The sequence below is a fragment of the Chryseobacterium gregarium DSM 19109 genome (assembly GCF_000430845.1).
In the GTDB taxonomy this organism is placed as follows: domain Bacteria; phylum Bacteroidota; class Bacteroidia; order Flavobacteriales; family Weeksellaceae; genus Chryseobacterium; species Chryseobacterium gregarium.
In genome coordinates this window covers 137,473-156,186 of the sequence record NZ_AUMU01000008.1, presented here as the reverse complement: position 1 = coordinate 156,186, position 18,714 = coordinate 137,473, and the positions used below count along the sequence as shown (strand labels likewise).

General features: G+C 38.8%; 14 protein-coding genes. 3 read left to right on the top strand and 11 right to left on the bottom strand.

What is annotated here, in order from left to right; genetic code table 11:
* Nucleotides 1-4: 4 nt before the first annotated feature.
* The 10 genes from serS to H561_RS0110420 form a co-directional block, all read right to left on the bottom strand.
* The gene (gene serS, locus H561_RS0110465; RefSeq protein WP_027386953.1) at nt 5-1,273 is read right to left on the bottom strand and encodes a serine--tRNA ligase; all 1,269 of its coding nucleotides are present in this window, start codon (nt 1,271-1,273) and stop codon (nt 5-7) included.
* Nucleotides 1,274-1,340: 67 nt separating this feature from the next.
* Nucleotides 1,341-1,844 (bottom strand): hypothetical protein, encoded by a 504-nt coding sequence (locus H561_RS0110460; protein ID WP_027386952.1) that lies wholly within the window; start codon nt 1,842-1,844, stop codon nt 1,341-1,343.
* A 153-nt stretch (nt 1,845-1,997) separates the two neighbouring features.
* On the bottom strand, nt 1,998-3,251 hold the full coding sequence (locus H561_RS0110455; RefSeq protein ID WP_228372254.1) for an MATE family efflux transporter: 1,254 nt from the start codon (nt 3,249-3,251) through the stop codon (nt 1,998-2,000).
* Nucleotides 3,248-4,384: a glycosyltransferase gene (locus tag H561_RS0110450; RefSeq protein ID WP_027386950.1), complete on the bottom strand. Its 1,137-nt coding sequence runs from the start codon at nt 4,382-4,384 to the stop codon at nt 3,248-3,250. Before H561_RS0110450 ends, H561_RS0110455 begins: the two co-directional genes overlap by 4 nt.
* Nucleotides 4,385-4,466: 82 nt before the next feature.
* Nucleotides 4,467-4,955 carry a hypothetical protein gene (locus tag H561_RS0110445; protein WP_027386949.1) on the bottom strand — a complete coding sequence of 163 codons (489 nt, stop codon included), beginning with the start codon at nt 4,953-4,955 and terminating at the stop codon, nt 4,467-4,469.
* Between the two features lie 23 nt (nt 4,956-4,978).
* Nucleotides 4,979-6,118: a hypothetical protein gene (locus H561_RS0110440; protein WP_027386948.1), complete on the bottom strand. Its 1,140-nt coding sequence runs from the start codon at nt 6,116-6,118 to the stop codon at nt 4,979-4,981.
* A 40-nt stretch (nt 6,119-6,158) separates the two neighbouring features.
* Nucleotides 6,159-6,944 (bottom strand): (Fe-S)-binding protein, encoded by a 786-nt coding sequence (locus H561_RS0110435; RefSeq protein ID WP_027386947.1) that lies wholly within the window; start codon nt 6,942-6,944, stop codon nt 6,159-6,161.
* A gap of 75 nt (nt 6,945-7,019) precedes the next feature.
* A complete protein-coding gene (locus H561_RS0110430) occupies nt 7,020-8,357 on the bottom strand; it encodes a (Fe-S)-binding protein (RefSeq protein WP_027386946.1) in 1,338 nt (445 codons plus the stop codon).
* Nucleotides 8,358-8,367: 10 nt separating this feature from the next.
* A complete protein-coding gene (locus tag H561_RS0110425; RefSeq protein ID WP_027386945.1) occupies nt 8,368-9,318 on the bottom strand; it encodes an MlaD family protein in 951 nt (316 codons plus the stop codon).
* 126 nt (nt 9,319-9,444) lie between these two features.
* Nucleotides 9,445-11,592: a peptidylprolyl isomerase gene (locus tag H561_RS0110420; RefSeq protein WP_027386944.1), complete on the bottom strand. Its 2,148-nt coding sequence runs from the start codon at nt 11,590-11,592 to the stop codon at nt 9,445-9,447.
* 260 nt (nt 11,593-11,852) lie between these two features.
* On the opposite strand from H561_RS0110420, the gene lon reads away from it, so the two are divergent.
* Both lon and H561_RS0110410 read left to right on the top strand, forming a co-directional pair.
* Nucleotides 11,853-14,258 carry an endopeptidase La gene (lon, locus tag H561_RS0110415; protein ID WP_027386943.1) on the top strand — a complete coding sequence of 802 codons (2,406 nt, stop codon included), beginning with the start codon at nt 11,853-11,855 and terminating at the stop codon, nt 14,256-14,258.
* Between the two features lie 183 nt (nt 14,259-14,441).
* Entirely contained in the window at nt 14,442-15,554 is a 1,113-nt protein-coding gene (locus tag H561_RS0110410; RefSeq protein ID WP_027386942.1) for an AI-2E family transporter, read from the top strand.
* 210 nt (nt 15,555-15,764) lie between these two features.
* Here the strand turns inward: H561_RS0110410 and H561_RS0110405 are convergent, their stop codons facing one another.
* The gene (locus tag H561_RS0110405) at nt 15,765-17,123 is read right to left on the bottom strand and encodes an acyl-CoA dehydrogenase family protein (protein WP_027386941.1); all 1,359 of its coding nucleotides are present in this window, start codon (nt 17,121-17,123) and stop codon (nt 15,765-15,767) included.
* 249 nt (nt 17,124-17,372) lie between these two features.
* Between H561_RS0110405 and H561_RS0110400 the strand changes: the two genes are divergently transcribed.
* Nucleotides 17,373-18,281, top strand: coding sequence for a DUF4349 domain-containing protein (locus tag H561_RS0110400; RefSeq protein ID WP_027386940.1), 909 nt, complete (start codon nt 17,373-17,375; stop codon nt 18,279-18,281).
* Nucleotides 18,282-18,714: the final 433 nt, after the last annotated feature.

The following is an 18,714-nucleotide window of genomic DNA, read 5'->3' as shown; positions in this document are numbered from 1 at the left end:
ATTATTAATTGATCAGATCAAATCTCGCATATTCGGCAACCTTTTTAGGAAGCTTAATCCCTTCTTCAGTCTGGTTATTTTCAAGCAGGGCCGCCATAATCCTTGGCAATGCCATCGCAGAACCGTTTAGTGTGTGGACCAATTGGGACTTTCCATCTGCCTTATAACGGCATTTCAATCTGTTGGCCTGGAATGTTTCAAAATTGGAAACAGAGCTTACTTCCAGCCACATTTCCTGGGCCGCGCTCCATACTTCAAAATCATAAGTCATGGCAGAAGCAAAACCAGTATCTCCGCCACAAAGCCTCAACACCCGATAAGGAAGTTCAAGGTCTGATAATATTTCTTTAATATGCTCTACCATTTCTTCCAGGACAGCATAAGAATTCTCAGGCTTTTCAATTCTTACAATTTCTACTTTTTCAAACTGGTGAAGACGGTTCAGGCCTCTTACGTGAGCCCCGTAGCTTCCCGCTTCTCTCCTGTAACATTGTGAGAAAGCCGTATTTTTGATCGGAAGGTCCTTTTCTTCCAGTAAAACATCACGATACAGATTAGTTACCGGAACTTCTGCGGTCGGGATTAAGTATAAATCATCCGCCTGAATATAATACATCTGGCCTTCTTTATCAGGTAATTGCCCTGTTCCATACCCGGAAGCTTCGTTAACTACATGAGGCGGATTTACTTCCATATACCCTTTCTCCACATTTTTGTCCAGGAAATACTGGACTAATGCTCTCTGCAATCTCGCTCCTTTTCCAAGATAAACAGGGAAACCGGCACCGGCAATTTTTACGCCCAGTTCAAAATCGATTAGGTTGTATTTTTTAGCCAGTTCCCAGTGAGGAATTGCGCCTTCTCCAAGTCCTTCCACATCATGAGACTGATAAATGATCTCATTGTCATCCGCAGAGGCTCCGCTTTTTACCAGTTCATTCGGAATATTCGGGAGCTGGTATAAAATACTGAGCAGATCTTTCTCTTTTACATCTAACTGAGATTTCAATTGTGATGTCGACTCTTTAAGTTGTGCTGTTTTAGATTTTGCAGATTCAACTTCTTCCTTTTTTCCTTCTTTCATTAAAAGCCCGATCTCCTTGGAGATTTTATTGCTTTCGGAAAGCTGGGAATCCAATTCAAACTGAATTTTTTTTCTTTCATCGTCAGTAGCAATAGCCTCGTCTACCAACTCAAGATTCCTGAATTGTCTTTTCTTAAGACCTTCTAAAACGCGCTCTTTGTTGTCGCGCAAAAAATTGACTTGTAACATTTTATTTAGATGTTAGTGATTAGAATATTGTGCATTGAAATGCCAACAGTTTTACAAATGTATAAAATTATTTTACGATCGTCACTACATTGGGTGCTCCGTCTTGTTTGGTAAATCTAAGCGTATCATTGTAATAAACTCTCGAGACTTCAAAAACGGTTGGGGTCATGCGGTACTGAATTTCCAGTCTGTCATTGATGGTATCCAGAATGGTGTTGTTTAACCTCTTGATAAGTGAAACTGTAATGACTGAATGATAGATTTTATTATCAGGATTGAGGCTGTCCACCCCTATCCTTCTGGCTCCTGCAATGTATTCTATAAAAAGCGTAGAATCTGCCGTCGCCTTCAGTGAGCTGTTAATCGGAGCAAGATCTTTTATCCCGTTGACATCATTCATGGAATAGGTGAAATAAGTGGAATCCTTCTTATTATGGAGCAGATCACGCCCTGCACCGTTTTTCATATAAATATTCAAAATCTGATCAATTCTCTGTACATCATCGTCATCCGTCTTGCAACCCAGAAAGGCACAAAAAATTACAAGGAATCCAAAAATAATATTTCTCATTTCCAACAAAGATAAAAACTTATTTTAATTTTATTGCTGATTTACATGAGCTTTAGAATTATTTGCTTTGAGAACTTGTCCGGCACAGGCTTCCACCTTATCAAAGTTTAAAACTTTGACTGGATTTACCGGATGTCCGGCATTAAATTTAAATTATCTTCTCAAAAGCTTTCTTAATAAAAGATTCATTTCAGTTCTGGAAAGGATGAAATCATGAATGTGAAATTCCGTAATCTGATAAAACCTCCAGAATAACAATGCAGATGAAAGGCAATACGATATTGAGGTAATGATGCACGCTCCGCGGATTCCCCATCTCGGAATAATAAAAAATGAAGAAATAACCGTGAATACAAGCCCGATCAAAGCTTTAACATTTAAAATCCTAAGTTTATTGATTCCGGCAAAATAATAGCCGATAATATTACTCACCGCAATCGCTAAAATTCCGGGAGAAAGAAATAACACGATCTCTTTGGTCTGACTGAAATCTTTTCCGAAAACGATAGCATACAGCCTGGCGGGAATCATCAGCATCAAAATGATAAACAGTAAGGTAATTAAAAAACTGACTCTTAATGAAACTTTTGTTTTTTCAATCGCTTCATTGGAATTCTTATTATTGAGGACATCGGCATAAAGCACAATGGAAAGGCTTCGGCTTACGGCCCAGATCGCTTCAGAAAATGCGATACCAACAGAAAAAATACCGACACTGATCATTCCCTTAAAATACTCCAGAAAATAAAATGACAGCCTGTTATTCAAAAACTGTAAAAAGGCACTCAGCTGGGTTTTCCAGCCGTAATCAAATAATCTGCCTGCCGTTTTTTTAGAAAATGAAATTTGTTTTACATTACAATGCTTAAGTACCTGAAAAGTGCTCATAAGAAATAAAATCCCGAAGCAGCTGATCTGAGCCAAGAAGTATGCATCTACAGAAGTTATCTTAATAACATAAACGATAAACACAATAAATACAATATGTATAATCTGCTGTAAAACCGTGTACAGATTAAACATTTTCATATTCTGCTGCCCTACAAATAAATTGATATTTGCAGCGAGAAGCGAAGATAAAACCGAAAGCACCATCAGGTACCCGGAATATTCTAAAGCATGATTGAAGCTGAAAATCAAGGGTACTGAAATCCCTACTGCAACAGACCACAGATACGCGAAAGGCAGGATTTCTTCAGTTCTGTATTTAGAAGCAAAATAACTCATGCTGCTTCCCACAAAAATATTGGCGAAGAAACTGATGATGGTAAGGTCTGCAATAACTATTGAAATGACGCCTTTCCCCTCACTTCCCCACCTATTGGTAGAGTAAATAACCAGTCCGAAATTTAATATTAAAATCAAAAACCGGGAAAAAAGCGTTTTCAAAATCGTTTTTTGCTTCATCTCGGAGATATTGAATTTCTGACGAAGTTTATAAATGATTGCTTAATACCATTCCAGTTATATTTTTCCTCATATTCCGTTCTGGCGTTCTGAGCATGAACTTTATATAAATCAGGGTTATCCACATAATTTAGAACCAGATCCGCGATGGCTTCAGCATCCTCAGGGTCAACAAGGTATCCGAATTTTGAAACATCCACATGCTGTCTGGTAGCTTTCAGATCGGTATAAATAACAGGTTTTCCAGAAGCAGCGTAGTAAAATATTTTAATCGGGAGACAGTGATGATTTTCATAATTCAAAGCTCTTAAATCAAAACAGATATCTGCATCGGCATAGGCCTGCGTAAAAGTTTCAAAAGAAGCCGATTTTCCGATGGTCATGTTTTCAAACTGATATTCTGACACCAATGCATCAAAATATACCCTGTCTTTCTCTTTTCTGGCATCCCCGATTAAAAGAACGGAAATGGCAAGCTCAGGTCTTTTTTCCCTTATCCTGTTAACAGCGGCAAAAAAATTACCGATCCCTTTCTCTTCAGAAAACTGGCCTATATAACATAGGGTGATTTTATTTTCTTCCGGTTTCTTATGATTTCGATGGATATAAATATCATCCGGATAATATGGCAGAACCATCGACTTTTTAAACGGGAAAAAGTAAGCCAGCGGAAATTTTTTCGTGTCCTCACCAAAGATATAATGAGTGCTTAGTAACCCTGCATACAGCTGAATCAAAAAAAACTTAACTGCCTGTATCCCGTTGAAGGGAAATTTAAAAGGTTCTACCATCCTCATGGAAGGATACCATTCTGTTATGTCATAAATCACGCTTACTTTTCTGTCTTTCCGGATTTTCTGTGTAGAAATAATAGCCAGCGGCTCGGAACAGATAATACAGTCAGGCTTAAAATCATTTATTATTTTTTGAAAAACTGATTTTTTCTCTTCTGTATTTTTATCTAAAACAGAATAGGATTCAACCTCAATTCCGTCTACAATACCCTGAAATTCTGATGAAAGGCTGCATATTTTGATCTGATATCCTTGATTTCTCAACGTTTTTGCCTGATGATAGAAAATCCGGTCATCATCATATCGGTGGGCGGTGGTTAAAAATAGAATTTTAGGCATTTCAGGATCAAAACTATGCAAATATACTTAAAGCAAAAAAAAGCGGAATGCTCCACTTTTTATTTTATTCATATCTTATTGATTACTTGATAGAAGTAGCCCAGCTCCTGTCAAACGGCAAAAGAAAATTACCTATGAATTCCAGATAAGTATTTTTTGAAAAATCGAATACCTGAATATCTTTAGAAATCTCTCCGCTTCTCACTTTATTTTTAAAATCAACAAGCTTTAGTGTTTTCACCTCTCCGTTTTCAATAAAGGATGCTTTCATCCTGTCGAATAAGCCAAGACGATATTCTTCATCAATTTCTCTCATCACTTTACCCAATGCGTCAATACTGCATCCGGAAGCCATCTCTTTCTCCTCATCCACGCAGATAATGATGAACTGATTTCTCTCAATCTTGAAAGATGATGAAAGCGGTTTACCGTGAGCCGCCCAGCCTGCCAGGAAGTCAAAAAGCTTTTCGGTGATTACTTTTGCTTCTTTCGTTTCCAGGGGCCTGGATGCCGGATACATAATTACTCTATAATCGTTGGTCTCTACAATATTTGATTCTTCAATCTTCATTCTGATCAATTTAAAGGATAAAATTACGGAATTTTCCTGAGACTGAAACCATTGTATTTTTTGCCTGCTGCCCAAAGGAATACAATAAAAAGCATCATGATAAACCCGAAGAAGAATCTAAGGTTTGATGAATGCGGAAAAAACACGAATTTAATATAAATATTGGCAAAGATCAGCAATGAACAAATCCTTATCCACGGATCTTTTGAACACCAGAGTGTTAATCCTACCAGTATAGCTGATGACAGTGTCACTTTTTTAAAATAGATAATTTTGATGAAAAGAATTTCAAAATATTCTTTTATACCGAAATCCGGAGGTTGTCCAGAGATAAAATCGCGCCTGTAAATAAAGGTATCATAAAAAAGATGCTTCCAGCCCGGATAATGACAAACTTTAATAATGATGCTATAGAGCACCAAAAGGATAAAACCCTGGATTACTAAACTGAAATTCAGTTTCTTTGTATGGTAATATTCATATAAGCCTTTAACCGCCAAATAACTTAAGGTAAACGGAAGATAATCAGGCCTTGTAAAAATTATACCACATAAAATCAGGAAGACCATCCATTGATTCCATTTCTGAAGCAGACCGATCATAAAGGCCAGTAAAAACTGAAAGATAAACATATCAGGTGTTGATATTCTTGACATGTTGGTTATTGGAGGCAAAATCATAACCCCGACCGTTATTATGCCTGCCAGAAAATAGTTTTCAGGAAAAGTAATTTTCAACAGATAAAAGAACAGCAAACCTGAAATAAAATAAGAAATAACGCTCAATACCAAGACAGATCTGGGAGAGGTAAAACCTAATCCGTATAAGGCTGAAATGGCAAGATTGTATCCTACTTTAATCTGGTAATAAGGCAATTGCTCACTGAATGCTCTGGTATTATCGGCAAAAGCCTGGCGGGCTTTATCAGCAGGCTTAAGAATTCCGAGAATGTCTCTATATTCCGGTTCCGGAGCTTCTGCCCGGATATCAGTATAGGTAAGGGTACGGACTTTGTCAGGATCATCAGGATACTTTAAGGTATATAAACACCCTATATATCCCGGCATATCCCAGTCGAAAATCCTGTTTTTATAATTCCAGAAGCTAAGGGCAGTTATAATGATAAGTACAGTAAAAAAGGAAAGCCTCCACTTTGTTTTCATGGGGTATGAGTAAGTTAAAGCTTTATTATTGGACTATAAACTATAAATCTTCAGCTTCCGCTAAAAGCTCTACGATATCTTTTACAGCAACCTCGGTATTTTTATTAAAATGCTTTACCCCGTCTGTTAACATGGTATTACAGAACGGACAGCCTGTAGCAATAACTTTAGGCTCAAAAGACAGGGCTTCCTCTGTTCTTTCGATATTCACATCTTTATTCCCTTTTTCAGGTTCTTTAAACATCTGTGCACCACCGGCACCACAGCAGAGGCCGTTCGTTTTACAACGTTTCATTTCCACCAGTTCGGCATCAAGCTTTTCAAGCAGCATCCTCGGGGCTTCATATTCATTGTTTGCCCTTCCGAGATAGCAGGGATCATGAAAAGTGATCTTTTTGCCTTTAAATGCACCTCCTTCAATCTTCAGGCGGCCTTCTTCCATTAAATTCTTCAGAAACTGGGTATGGTGGAGCACTTCGTAATTTCCTCCGAGGCTTGGATATTCGTTTTTCAGGGTATTGAAACAGTGCGGACAGGCTGTAACGATCTTTTTAACGTCGTAAGCATTCAGCACTTCAATATTCGTCAAGGCCATCATCTGAAAAACGAATTCATTTCCGGCACGTTTGGCAGGATCTCCCGTACAGCTTTCTTCCTGTCCTAAAACAGCAAATTCGACCCCTATTTTATTAAGTATTTTGCAGAAAGCTTTCGTAATTTTTTTAGCACGGTCATCAAAGCTTCCGGCACAGCCCACCCAAAACAAGACTTCCGGTGCTTTTCCTTCGGCAGCGTATTCTGCCATTGTTTTTATATTGAAATCCATTATATTTAATTTAACAATATATCAATACCAATATAACAATTGGTAAACAGCTACATTGATAGGTTGGTAAATCTATTAATCGTTCGCCCATTTCAGACGGTCTGCCTGGTTATACTGCCACGGAGCCGCATTATTTTCCACATTGGTCATCATCAGGTTTAATTCCTGAGGCGCGGCAGACTGTTCCATCACGAGGAATCTTCTCATATCGAAAATAATAGAAAGCGGATCTAACAATACCGGACAGGCTTCTGTACAGGCATTACAGGTGGTACACGCCCAAAGCTCTTCTTTTGTGATGTAATCGTTCAGAAGCTTCTTGCCGTCATCTTCAAATTTACCATTCTTATCGATATTTCTTCCAACTTCTTCAAGACGGTCTCTGGTTTTCATCAGAATTAATCTCGGAGAAAGTTTTTTCCCTGTAATATTGGCCGGACAAACAGCGGTACAGCGACCGCACTCCGTGCATGAATAAGCATTCAGCAACTGAACTTGGTTAAGATCAAATACATCTTCCGCCCCAAATTTTGAAGGTGCTTCGGCATCCCCTTCGGCAGGAACTGCGTATGGATCAGCATTCGGATCCATCATCAGTTTAATTTCTTTGGTAACCGATTCTAAATTGTTGAATTTCCCTTTTCTCTCAAGGTTTGCAAACCATGTGCTTGGGAAGGCTAGGATAATATGTAAATGTTTGGAATAATACAGATAATTCATAAAGAACAGAATTCCCACAAAGTGAAACCACCATGCAGCCCGTTCAGTGAATATTAAAAATCCGTTATCAAAACTGAAAATTTCCAAAAACGGAACAAAGATCATCTGACTGATGGGAAAAGATCCTGCCTGATGAAAACCTTCTGCCCCTCTCATCTGCAAAACAGAATCTGAAGCATTCATCGTAAAGAAGGCCATCATTAAGGCAAACTCTATAATTAAAATCCAGTTGGCATCCTGTTTCGGCCATCCGAAAAGTTCTTTCATAGTCAATCTTTTGACTCCGTAAAAATTTCTCCGGATAAAAAACATCACTACTCCGATGATTACCAGCAATGCCAGAACCTCTAAAGTAGCTGTAAAGAAACTGTAAAAACCGCTTCCGAATATAGAAAACAGGAATCTGTGGGTTCCAAAGATTCCGTCTACCATAATTTCAATAAGTTCTATATTGATGATGATAAAACCAACATATACGAAAAGGTGCAGGATACCGGCAATAGGACGTTTAACCATTTTACTCTGCCCCATAGCCACCCGGGCCATGGTTTCCCAGCGCTCTGCCTTTTTATCAGTCCGGTTGATTTCCCTTCCTAATCTGATGTTTCTGTAGATCTTCTGCAGACTTTTTGCAAACAGCCCAAAACCTGCAATTGATAAAATCAAAAAAATAATAGTATCGATATACTGCATGGTCTAGGGATTAATCTTTACTGTTCTTTCCAAATACTGAGAAGTTAACATATTTCTTCGGATTCGCTTTCACGTCTTCAAGTAATGAATTCAGGTTGGTAGAAGCAGAATTCAGATTGTTGTACAATTCTTCATCTTTCATTATTTTACCTAAACTTCCCTGTCCGCTATTAACTCCATCTACCACAGTATTAAGCTTACTGACGGTGGCATCAAGATTTGCAATGGTAGCATTCAGCTTTTTAGTATCAATGCTTTCCGCTAAATTCCCATATTTATCCAGTGTAACTTTACCGCTCTGCATGGTAAGGCTGGCATCATCCAAAACTTTTTGAAGCTTAGGATCATTATGGCCTACAAGTGAATTGACATTTCCTGCAGTAGTCTGTAATGCAGATACCGTCTTGTTAAGGTTGCTTAATAATAACCTTATCTCCTCCCTGTTCTGTGCATTCACCACCTGGTTGGCACTTGACATTAAAGAATCAACGCGGTACAACACCGTTTGCAGCTGATCTTTCACAGGGCCTACCTGTGAAGAAAGGCTGCCTAAAGTTCCTAATTTAAAAGCTCCTTTTAAAGTATCACCATTTTTTGCAGTCGTCCCTCCGTACATCAAATTGATCCTCATCTCTTTCCCGGACATTAATCCCGGTTCAAAAATCTCCAGTGTTGAATTTTTTGAAAACTCAAAATTATCGTCCACTGTTATTTTCACAAGAAAATCGATTTTGCCGTCTTTGGAGGTATGGGGAATGATCTTGTCAACCTGCCCGACCTTTAATCCGTTAATGGAAACAGGAGAAGACTGCGCCAGACCTTCGACATTTTCGTATTGTGCGTAAAATATATTATCGGTAGTAAAAAGGCTTCTGCCTTTCATAAACTGAAACAGCACTACGAAGCCTACAATGGCTAAAAGTGCGATGACACCAGCTTTTAATTCTTTACTGAACTTCACTTGCTAAATTTTTCTAATGAGCAAATATACTACATTTAAATTAATGTTTTTTTCTAATGCTCTGCGTTAAACACAAAAAAAGCGGCAAAAACTTTGCCGCTTTTTATCTTTATGAAAAATAATCTTTTATTGTTGCTGAGTACCCAGTTTGTTCCAGATCTCAATTCTGTAGTCATCAATATCAGCATTGTCCTGTAAGCTCTTTAACCAGGCCTGTCCGAACATCCCTCCGTTTCTCTGCGTAACAGATTCTGTAAACTGTTTAACATCTCCAGGCTGCTTGTTAATTGTCTCATTCTTTTTGACTAAAACATACACACCAGTTCCGCCTTCAACAGGATTAGAAAGCTTACCTTTCTGAACTCCGAATGCAGCCCCTGCAACTTTTGGTTCCATGGAACCCGCTACTGACGGATTTAACAGATTAACCTGTGCTGACTGTTTTGTCGTTCCGAATTGCTTGGCAATCTGATCCAGACCACCCGCTTTACCAATTTTCTCAGTGATCTGTTTTGCTGCAAGTTTATTTTTAACCACAATCTCAATCTGATCTCTTACCGATTCAGGATCTGCACTTCCTTTCTCCTGTTTGCCGTTTAAATAAACCACAACCTTATCTCCCGTTCCTTCTACGGTAAAGAATTCAGTATCTCCTTTCTCTCTTTTCTTATCAAAAGCCCATGCTAGGATTTCACCGTCTTTCTCTGTTCCCAGTCCCTGAAGCTGACCGTCGAATCTCTTCGCCTGTTTAGGATTAGAGAACTGATAATTTCCTTTTTTGGCAATATTCACAAAATCATTAAACGATTTTCCCTGAACCTGCTGGATAAACCGTCTTGCTTTTTTATCCGTTTCGGCCTCCGTGGCATCAGATGGCTTCACCGCTTTTACCAGATTGGCTACTTTATAGCTCATAGCTCCTGGTTTTTTATCTTCAATATTGATGATATGGTAACCAAACTGAGTTTCTACTACCCCTGTTGCTCCTTTAGGATTATTTGCCAGATATGTTAAAAATTCAGGAACGAATGGCGTTTCCGGAGTTGTCCACCCTAAGCTTCCGCCCTGCGCAGCAGAACTCGGGTCATTTGACAGCTTAAGGAATTCCGTAAATTTACCAGGATTGGTTTTTACAATAGCTCCGATGGAGTCCGCAAGTTTTTTAGCGGCTTCTTTAGATCTTGTAACCCCTTCCCCTGCAGGGCTTCCTTTAAAAGCAATCAGAATATGTCTTGATAAAGTGGAGTCTGAAGTCTTTTTATCTAAAAGTTTAGAAACCACATAGAAGTTTTGTTCTTTGTAGGGGCCGAAAACCTGTCCGATAGCCGCCATAGGGATCTGCGCCTGAATAGTCTGAGGCAACTGGTTCGGCTTCATATACTGAGGATTGTAAGGCATATCAGAATTGGCCATCACAAACATCGAGTCGTTTTTGGTATTCTGGAAGTTTTCCGCACCTCCGCTGGCATCCGTTCCCCCTGAAAACAGCTTATTGATTTCTTTCTGAGCCGCTGCGTCATCTGCCGCACTTGGCTGAGAAGGGAAGTAAACAACCCCTAAATTCCTGCTCGCTTCCGCTTTGAACATAAGAGGATGCTCCTTGATATAATTTGCCAGATCTTCAGTGGTTACTTTAATGTTGTTTTTCTGAAGGTAAGCTGCATAATCGATTTTAACAAAGTCGATATCCGCTAGCTGATCCCTCTGCTTCATTAATTCTTCAGCTTCTTTTTTACCGGTAGTGATCCCTGTAGAAATGTTAGCAAACACCTGTCTTGCCATCAATCTGTATTCAACGGATTTCCGGGTCTTCAACCATTGGTTATAACCTTCCGGTGAAGCGGCCTTCATCTCCTCTATCTGTTTTTTAAGCTCCTGGGTTTTGAAATTACCTTTCTCATCGAAAAACTGTTTCTGCTGGGCAAACATCTGATCATACTGAATTTGATTCCAGAAATAATCTTCCGTCATTTCAAAGCCCATTTTTTCAAATTGCTGCTTGATCAGTTTTGACTGCACCAGTAACTGCCAGGCCTGTTCTTCAAGACCTGTTTTCGGCTGACCCTGCTGATCTGCCTGTTGCTGTAATACGAAAAGCTGGTCATTAAACTCCTCACGGGTAATTTTCTCACCATTTACTTTTCCTAAAACATCAGGATTCTTACCAAAAACCTTATCGATACTTTCGGGGTTTACAAGGAACGCCAAAAGCGCCAGTGCAATTACTCCCATCAAAAGCCAGGGCCTACTCCTAATTTGTCCTAAAATTGCCATTATATAAATTATAGTTTTTTATCAGTGTGCGAAAATACACATTTTTAAGAAATTACGGAAATCGAAGTCCTTTTTTTAATTTTTTAAAATTTAAAATTTAAAAAAAAGGAAATTTTGACCATATTTTTTGCAGAAAAGCAAATGGCATAAGTCTTGTGCAACTTTAGCCCCCATGATATGTCTTCCTTATTGTAAAACATATTATGAAATTTCACGTTAACGAATTAAAACGATAATGACAATTTGTCATTCGATTAACTATGACAGAATTTGAAGATATAAGTTTAGAAGAGATGATAAGCGACGGATTTGATATTGTAGCGGAAGAGATCAGTCTTTCTGACCTTTCTGAAACAGAGAAGAACTCCGGACAAAAAATATTTCCGATTCTTCCCGTAAGAAATATGGTGATGTTCCCCAATGTGGTCATGCCTATTACCGCAGGAAGAAAAACATCCATCCAGCTTTTGGAAGAAGCTCAGAAAAACGGCGATTTAATAGGAATTATCAGCCAGAAGAGCTCAGACCTTGAGCAGCCGGCGGAAAAAGACATGTATCAAATCGGCACCCTGGCAAAAATCATAAAAATCATCAAGCTTCCCGAAGGCAATATTACAGCCATTACAAAAGGGTTCCACCGGTTTAAGGTTAAAAAAATTATTGAAACGCAACCGTATTTTAAAGCTGAAATTTCAAAATTAAAAGATGGAAAGCCAAAAAACCAAGAAGAATATGAAGCTTTGCTGGAAAATGTAAAAGATCTGGCTTTAAAAATCATTGAGCTTGATCCCAACATTCCGAATGCAGCCAATTTTGCGATAAAAAATATCAATAATAATGACGATCTGCTGAATTTCATCTGTACGAATGCCAATTTCCCCTCCTCTGAAAAGCAAAAACTGCTGGAAGAGAAAAATTTAATGGAAAGGGCCAACAAGTGTTATGAAATGATGCATGAAGATTTCAGAAAGCTTGAGCTGAGAAATCAGATTCATCAGAAAACCTCCAAGGATCTTGACAAGCAGCAGAGAGAATATTTTCTGAACCAGCAGATCAGGACCATTCAGGAAGAATTGGGCGGCGGGCCAGAAAACGATGTAGAAGAACTGATTGTCAAGGCAAGAAAGAAAAAGTGGAACGAGGAAGTAGAGGAACATTTCCAAAAGGAAATCAACAGATTACAGCGCCAGAACCCTAATTCTCCGGATTATAATGTCCAGAGGAACTATCTTGATTTCTTCACCGATTTACCCTGGGACACCTTTACCAAAGATACTTTTGATATTGAAAAAGCACAGAAGATCCTGGATAAGGCTCATTTTGGATTAGAAGACATCAAGAAAAGGATTCTGGAACACATGGCGGTTCTGAAACTTAAAAACAACATGAAATCCCCAATTCTATTACTGGTAGGTCCTCCGGGGGTAGGAAAAACCTCATTGGGAAAATCCATTGCCGATGCCCTTGGAAGAAAATACGTCCGGGTTTCTTTAGGCGGCCTTCATGACGAAAGTGAAATACGCGGCCATAGAAAAACCTACATCGGCGCCATGGCGGGAAGGATCCTTCAGACCATTAAGAAATCAGGAACATCCAATCCTGTCATTGTTCTGGACGAAATCGATAAAGTAGGAAAAGGAATGCACGGAGATCCGAGCTCTGCTCTTTTGGAAGTGCTTGATCCTGAACAGAACAAATCGTTTTACGATAATTTCCTGGAAATGGGCTATGACCTGTCTAAAGTGATGTTTATCGCAACCGCGAATTCATTATCAACCATCCAGACTCCGTTACTGGACAGGATGGAGATTATCCAGATTTCAGGATATACCCTTGAGGAGAAAAGCGAGATTGCGAAAAGGCATCTTATAAAAAAGCAGCAGGAAGAAAACGGTCTGGATGCGAAATCATTTAAGCTTGGAAATGCCGAATTAAAACATATTATAGAAGCGCATACTTCAGAAAGCGGAGTAAGAACATTAGAGAAGAGAATTGCTGCAGTGGCCCGGTGGGTTGCCTTACAGACAGCCTTGGTGAAAGAATATGACCCAAAGATATCAATCGGAAAAATTGATGAAATCCTTGGTGTCCCAAGACCGAAAAGCCTGTCTGAACTTACAGATGTTCCGGGAGTGGTAACAGGACTTGCCTGGACAAGTGTCGGCGGAGATATCCTATTCATTGAAAGCATCATCAGTAACGGAAAAGGCGCATTGACGATGACTGGTAATCTGGGAACGGTAATGAAAGAGTCCGCCACCATTGCTTTAGAATATATTAAAGCGAAACATGATGAACTAGGTCTTACACAGGATGATATTGAAAAGAAAAACATCCATGTCCACGTTCCTGAAGGAGCGACACCGAAAGACGGACCGTCCGCCGGTATTGCCATGCTGACCTCAATGGTTTCTTCATTTAAGAATAAAAAGGTGAAACCTCATCTTGCCATGACCGGTGAAATCACATTGAGAGGGAAAGTACTTCCTGTAGGCGGGATTAAGGAAAAACTTCTGGCCGCCACAAGAGCTGGGATCAAAGAGGTTATTCTTTGTGAAGCCAACAGAAAAGATGTTGAGGAAATTAAAAAAGATTACCTGAAGGATCTTAATGTTCATTATGTCAGCTGGATGAATGAAGTCCTTGAACTGGCTATTGAAAAATAATTGACCATATCATAATATTGCCAATACGACACGTCTCAGATTTTTTGGGACGTGTTTTTTTATATCCGCCGCCAACTGTGATTTAAAAACGTGGCATAGAATTTTCTAATGTCCTGAAGAATCCAGCTGATTGAATAAATCTTTTTTCGAAGGGTTTGATTATTTTTACAGAATATTGAAATTATGAATCTACTTCGACTCCCTTTTCTTATCAAACTTGCGCTTGTTATTATCTCAATTATAGGAATCGGTTACCTTTTAGCATTAGGACAGAGCATTTTAGCTCCTTTTTTCCTTGCTTTTTTAATGGCCATGCTCTTTTTACCTGCGGCTACTTTTATGGAAAAAAGACTTCGGTTTTCGAGATCGGTATCCACCATCGCATCGGTTCTTATTATGCTGATGATTTTAACGGGCCTGATTTATTTCTTCGGATCTCAATTATCTGATTTCAGCAAAGACTTTCCCCATCTCAGGGTACAGTTCACCTCGGTTTTTAATGATCTTCAGCACTGGGTTTCAAAAACCTTCCATGTAAAAATAAATGAACAGCTGACTTACCTGGATCAGGGGCTGAGTAAACTCCTTTCTTCTTCAGGCGTGATTTTAGGCTTTACTTTCGGCCTTTTCTCAACAGGACTGGGCTTTATCGTCTTCTTTATTCTATTTTTTATTTTTATTTTGAATTACAGAAGGGTTTTAAATAATTTCATCATCACCGTTTTTAACGAAAAACATAAAGCAAGCGTTCAGGAAGTGGTTAGTGAAGTAAGGATCATGACTAAAAAATATATTGTCGGGCTTTGTCTCCAGGTATTAATTGTCTCGGTTCTTACTTCAATTGTTCTGACGGTTTTAGGTGTAAAATATGCCATTCTATTGGGCGTTTTAACAGGCCTGTTGAACGTCATCCCTTATCTGGGAATCTGTATTGCCCTTTTAATCTCATGCTTCATCGCTTTTGCAACATCTACTCCGTCAACATGCATTTATGTTCTCATCGGATACATTGGGGTTCATATTATTGACGGAAACATCATTCTGCCGTTTGTAGTGGGCTCAAAAGTAAAAATCAATGCCTTATTTTCTTTTATCGGGATTATTATCGGAGAGCACCTGTGGGGAATTGCAGGAATGTTTCTATGTATTCCGGCCATCGCCATCCTTAAAATAATTTTCGAACGGGTGGAAGGTTTACAGCCTTGGGGGAAACTGCTTGGTGAAGAAGAGAAGTTTGGCAAAAAGAAGAAAAGCTATAAATTATCAAAAACCATTACCCTGAAAGAAATGGACTGATCATGAACACTATATGATCTTTTAAATAATTATACCCGAAATTTATATAATAAGAGCCTTCAATAATGAAGGCTCTTTATATTACAATGCACAAGGGCTCATTCCGCTTGGACATGTTTATGTATAAATATTATACTATACAATAATTTAATAATGAGAGCATGATCATTAATAAAATAAATTAATTTGTGATTATTATTTTAATACCTACTATACAAAGGCGCTAAAGCCCGTAATCGATCTTCCTACAATCAGTGAATTGATTTCTTTCGTTCCTTCATAAGAATAGATAGCTTCGGCATCGGCCACAAATCTTGCCACATCGTATTCCAGCAGAATGCCGTTGCCTCCCAGGACTTCCCGGGCCCTGGAAACAATGTCCCGCGTTCTCAATGTACAGAATACTTTGGCCAAGGAAGCATGTTCATCTTTCAGAATGCCTTCATCCTGCATTTCAGACAGCCTGAAAACCATCGTCTGCATAGCGGTCAGATTGGATAACATCTCTACCAGATGCCCCTGAATCATCTGAAAAGAAGCAATCGGCTTTCCGAACTGTTCCCTTTTTCTTGTATAATCCAAGGCACTTTCATAGGCTCCTCTCGCACAGCCGGTGGCCATCCAGGCTACTCCTGCCCTGGTCATTCTCAAAATTTTCCCTGTATCCTTGAATGAATTGGCATTCTGCAATCTGTTGTCTTCAGTCACCAGGCAATCTTTCAGGGTAATCAAACCGTTCTGAACGATTCTCAGTGCCATTTTACCTTTGATTTTCTCAACGGAATAGCCGGGATTATCTTTTTCAACAATAAATCCTTTCACTTCGCCGTCGTCTAAATCTCTTGCCCAGATAATCACCAGATCAGCAAATGTTGCATTCCCGATCCATTTTTTCTGCCCGTTTAAAATCCATCCTTCAGGCGTTTTCTTACAGGTTACTGTTAAACCTCCTGCAGCTCCGGAACCTACTTCAGGTTCTGTCAAACCAAATGCTCCGATTTTTTCAAACTTCTGCATCTGGGGAAGCCATTTCTGTTTTTGCTCTTCCGAACCGCAGATGTAAATGGAACCCATTGCCAACCCTGACTGCACTCCGAAGAATGTAGCGATGGAAGCATCAATTCTTGCCATTTCCATGGCGATAACCCCTTCCATCAGAAAAGGCATACCCGGACAGCCGTACCCTTCATAGGTGACCCCGCAGATATTCAGTTTCTGAAATTTCGGTATTAATTCATGTGGAAATTCATCTCTGAGCCAGTAGTGGTTTACCAGAGGCTTTACTTCTTTTTCCATGAAATTTCTTACTTTGAGCTGAATTTCCCGCTGTTCCGGTGATAACGTATGGTAGATATCATAGAAATCGCCATCAATCGGCGGAAGCTCTTTCTTCCTTCGGTCCGGATCCAGCATTTTCATCATATCTTTTAACTGCTTATCATCCAGTTTGGAAAAATTTTCCATCAATTTCGGGAGATTTACTTTTTGGGAGATTTCACCCAGCTGATCAAAATCAATTGACCTGAACAATTCTACTGCATTTCTGATTTTGGAAAAAGTATCTGACATAGTAATGTATTGTGTTTGACTGGTAAAAGTTAGTAAAAATTAATCTAAAAACAGGTATTCCCTATTTAATTTGTTTTACAAAATATTGATTCTAAAACCTTTAAAACAGAATTCCTGTTTACAAAACTTTATCTGTGATTTTCAAACATTACAAGCAATTCCGGCTGAACTTTGGATCAGCGAAACATCAGGAATCAAAAAATATTAAAAGAAGCCATCGGCTAAATAGAAACCAATAAATATCCAGATATGAAAACCCCATACAGATTATCAATTGCAACAGCCCTTTTACTTGGACTCTATTCATGTAAGAAAGGAGAGATTTCATCAAAAGAATCTCAGGCTTATGCCATCACAGATTCAGCAATATCTACTGCTCCAGACAGCATTTCCTCCGTTGCTACCATGAAAGTAAAAGATAAACAATTCATAAAGACAGCGGATATTAACATGGAGGTGAAGGATGTTTATGAGGCGACTGTCTCTATTGAAAAATCGACACAGGATCTGGGTGGATTTGTTACCCACAGCAACCTGAAGAGTACGGTCGTTTCCGAAGATACCTATAACACTTCGGATAAAGAGGCGGTACTGGTGAAAAAATATCAGACGGAAAATACCATGCAGCTGCGTATTCCCACCGATAAGCTGGGGCAGCTCCTAACCCTGATTAATGATAAGAAACTTTTCCTGAACGCCAGGATCATCAATGCAGAAGATGTGACAGCAGATATACAATATGCCGAACTCGAAACCCAGAGAAATAAAAAAACCGGTGATCAGATTGCTCAGATGAACATCCATAAAGACAAAGTAAACATGAGCAACGATAACATAAAAGAAGGTAATCAGCAGCAACTGGAAAGCATGAATATCGCAGATCGCATGAAATACAGCACAGTAGATCTTTACATCAAAGAACCGAAAATCCGTACTGCGGAAATTGCTGTTGCCAATGCACAAAGCATTGATGATAAATATAAATTTAATTTTATTTACAGTGCGAAATCGGCTTTTGTAGGAGGATTCTATTTGATTCAGAGAATGTTTGTGGGATTGTTAGCGATCTGGCCGATTTTAATTATTGCCGCTGTTGCATTTTACTTTTACCGAAAAAATAAATCCAATAAGAAATCAGGTCAAATTAACAAAGAGTAAACCCGGCATCCTAACCTTTGGGTTATTTATATACCTATTCCCGAACCTCTACCTGTTGTAGAGGTTTTTATTTTCCTTTCATCTATTCAATTAAATTGCCTTAAAAATAGTTATCAATCAAAATAAAACAATGACTGGAATTTTTACTGCAATATTTCTGATCGGAAGTTTGTTTATTTTTTTCTCAAAACCGAACCACAGTTTTAGACGCAGAAAATCACAGCCGACTCCTTATACTAAGCACATTTTATCAAAGAATAACCTGCGTTGGCCAACATTCTTAATCTAAAGCAAGTAAGCCATCCATACTACAGTTTTTGCTCGAATAACAACTTACAGATTGATTTTTAATTCTCAATTAACATCGTTGTATGAAAATTCCGTAAATTTGCAGATTGAATTTTAACAATTAAATTTTTAGTGAATTTTACTC

Bases quoted from the DNA above. Each gene is read 5' to 3' on its own strand.
- serS (WP_027386953.1), bottom strand. From the start codon at position 1,273: ATGTTACAAGTCAATTTTTTGCGCGACAACAAAGAGCGCGTTTTAGAA.
- H561_RS0110460 (WP_027386952.1), bottom strand. From the start codon at position 1,844: ATGAGAAATATTATTTTTGGATTCCTTGTAATTTTTTGTGCCTTTCTG.
- H561_RS0110455 (WP_228372254.1), bottom strand. From the start codon at position 3,251: ATGAAGCAAAAAACGATTTTGAAAACGCTTTTTTCCCGGTTTTTGATT.
- H561_RS0110450 (WP_027386950.1), bottom strand. From the start codon at position 4,384: ATGCCTAAAATTCTATTTTTAACCACCGCCCACCGATATGATGATGAC.
- H561_RS0110445 (WP_027386949.1), bottom strand. From the start codon at position 4,955: ATGAAGATTGAAGAATCAAATATTGTAGAGACCAACGATTATAGAGTA.
- H561_RS0110440 (WP_027386948.1), bottom strand. From the start codon at position 6,118: ATGAAAACAAAGTGGAGGCTTTCCTTTTTTACTGTACTTATCATTATA.
- H561_RS0110435 (WP_027386947.1), bottom strand. From the start codon at position 6,944: ATGGATTTCAATATAAAAACAATGGCAGAATACGCTGCCGAAGGAAAA.
- H561_RS0110430 (WP_027386946.1), bottom strand. From the start codon at position 8,357: ATGCAGTATATCGATACTATTATTTTTTTGATTTTATCAATTGCAGGT.
- H561_RS0110420 (WP_027386944.1), bottom strand. From the start codon at position 11,592: ATGGCAATTTTAGGACAAATTAGGAGTAGGCCCTGGCTTTTGATGGGA.
- lon (WP_027386943.1), top strand. From the start codon at position 11,853: ATGACAGAATTTGAAGATATAAGTTTAGAAGAGATGATAAGCGACGGA.
- H561_RS0110410 (WP_027386942.1), top strand. From the start codon at position 14,442: ATGAATCTACTTCGACTCCCTTTTCTTATCAAACTTGCGCTTGTTATT.
- H561_RS0110405 (WP_027386941.1), bottom strand. From the start codon at position 17,123: ATGTCAGATACTTTTTCCAAAATCAGAAATGCAGTAGAATTGTTCAGG.
- H561_RS0110400 (WP_027386940.1), top strand. From the start codon at position 17,373: ATGAAAACCCCATACAGATTATCAATTGCAACAGCCCTTTTACTTGGA.